Raw genomic sequence first — 2,114 nt, 5'->3', positions numbered from 1 at the left:
GCCGAGGTTTACCCGTAACTGCACGGTTGGCTGTGATGGGGCCGCTGCGCAGCCCAGCGCAGGGCAAGCCTGCTCGCCACAACAAGCGGGCTAACCACAACACAATAAGCTGCCCATCCATTTGATTTTTTGCCTGCCTTTCTACAATGATTCCAAGAGGAACAGACATGGCTGAAACCACCCCCATCCGCTACAGCTTCGGCGGTGATGAACACCTGTTTGCCGAGGTCAGCGACAGCATGTCCCTGGAGGCCTTTTTCACAGGCATGGCCGTGACCCGCGCCGTGGAGCGCCTGGCGTTGGAGGGCGTGCTGGATGTGTGCCTGGCCAATGCATCGTTCCAGATTCGTTTCGACCCCGACCGCATCGCGCCGCATGTGCTGCTCGACGCCGTGCAAAGCGCCGAAGCCCAGGCCGTGGCCGAGCGCACCTTGCACACGCGCATCATCGAAATCCCGGTGCTCTACAACGACCCCTGGACCCACGAAACCCTGATGCGCTTTCGCGACCGCCACCAAGACCCCAGCGGCACCGACCTGGAATACGCCGCACGCATCAACGGCCTGGCCGATGTGGACGCGTTTATCGCCGCCCACAGTGGCGCGCCGTGGTTTGTGTCGATGGTCGGGTTTGTTGCGGGCTTGCCGTTCATGTTCCAGATGGTCGAGCGCGAGCGGCAATTGCAGGTGCCCAAGTACCTGCGCCCGCGCACCGACACGCCCAAACTGACCCTCGGCCATGGCGGCTGTTTCGGTTGCATTTACTCAGTGCGCGGCGCGGGTGGTTACCAGATGTTTGGCGTAACCCCGGCGCCAATCTACGACCCGGCGCAGCAGTTGGCGTACCTCAAGGAACACATGGTGTTTTTCCGCCCGGGTGACATCGTGCAGTTCAAACCGATGGACCGCGACGCCTACGATTTGGCGGTGGCCGAAGTGGAGGCAGGGCGTTTTGATTTGCGTATCCGCCCGGTGGAATTTTCCCTGGATGCGTTTCTCGCCGACCCCATCGGCTACCCGAAAACCCTGCAGGAGGCGCTGGCATGATCAAGGTCCTCAAACCCGGCCTCGCCACTTCTGTGCAAGACCTGGGTCGTGAAGGTTATTACCACTTGGGCATTCCGCCTTCGGGCGCCCTGGACCAGTACGCATTGAGTGCGGCCAACCACTTGGTCGGCAACCCAGCCGGTGCGGCGGGCCTGGAGTGCACACTGATCGGCCCTGAACTGGAGTTTCGCCAGGACGCATTGGTGGCGCTCAGTGGTGCGCTGATGTCGCCGCGCCTGGATGGTGAAGTGGTGCATCAGGACACCGCCTTTCAGGTCCGCGCCGGGCAAGTGCTGCGCTTTGAGTTTCCCAAGGCTGGCGCGCGCACGTATCTGGCGGTGGCCGGTGGCATCGACGTGCCGCGGGTGCTCGGCAGCCGCTCGACGTACACCCTTGGTGCGCTCGGTGGGTTTGAAGGGCGACGCTTGCAGGAAGGCGATGAACTGCCGATCGGCGAGGCCAGCGGAACAGGCCGCGCGGGCAATAGCTTACCGATGGCCTTGCGCCGTTCGGTCGGTGGCGACGTGACCCTGCGCGTGGTGCCAGGGCTGTATTACGAGCGCCTGACGGATGCGGCAAAAAGCAGTTTTTTTGCTGAGCCGTGGACGGTGGGCTCCGAGGCGGATCGCATCGGCTATCGCTTCAAGGGCGGCAGCGCCTTGAGTTTTCAACCACGCGAACAACCGTTTGGTGCTGGCTCGGACCCCTCGAATATCGTCGACAGTTGCTACCCGATCGGTTCGATCCAGGTGCCGGCGGGGTTGGAGCCGATTGTGCTGCACCGCGATGCGGTGTCGGGTGGCGGCTACGCGATGATCGGCACAGTGATCAGTGCCGACCTGGACTTGATCGGGCAGATGCAGCCCAACCAGCGGGCGGGGTTTGTGGCGGTGACACTGGAGGAAGCACTGGAGGCGCGGCGAATCTACAAAAAGCGCTTGAAGGCCATGGCTGGATTGTTCAATCACTGACACACCCTAAAACCCATGTGGGAACAGGTTTGTGTGGGAGCTGGCTTGCCTGCGATGGCATCACCTCGGTTCAACTGACAGACCGAGGCGCTTGCAT

Annotated in this window: 2 protein-coding genes; both read left to right on the top strand. The window is 62.3% G+C overall.

All coding sequences use genetic code 11. The features are described from left to right. Positions 1-167: 167 nt before the first annotated feature. Positions 168-1,046, top strand: coding sequence for a 5-oxoprolinase subunit B family protein (locus FEM54_RS31210; protein ID WP_017137884.1), 879 nt, complete (start codon positions 168-170; stop codon positions 1,044-1,046). Continuing rightward, a complete protein-coding gene (locus FEM54_RS31205) occupies positions 1,043-2,017 on the top strand; it encodes a 5-oxoprolinase subunit C family protein (RefSeq protein ID WP_138454133.1) in 975 nt (324 codons plus the stop codon). The genes FEM54_RS31210 and FEM54_RS31205 overlap by 4 nt, the downstream gene beginning before the upstream one ends. Positions 2,018-2,114 lie beyond the last annotated feature (97 nt).

Source organism: Pseudomonas edaphica (assembly GCF_005863185.1).
GTDB lineage: Bacteria > Pseudomonadota > Gammaproteobacteria > Pseudomonadales > Pseudomonadaceae > Aquipseudomonas > Aquipseudomonas edaphica.
Note: the sequence above shows the minus strand (reverse complement) of the source record. Positions and strands in the feature narration are given on the sequence as shown.

Bases quoted from the DNA above. Each gene is read 5' to 3' on its own strand.
- FEM54_RS31210 (WP_017137884.1), top strand. From the start codon at position 168: ATGGCTGAAACCACCCCCATCCGCTACAGCTTCGGCGGTGATGAACAC.
- FEM54_RS31205 (WP_138454133.1), top strand. From the start codon at position 1,043: ATGATCAAGGTCCTCAAACCCGGCCTCGCCACTTCTGTGCAAGACCTG.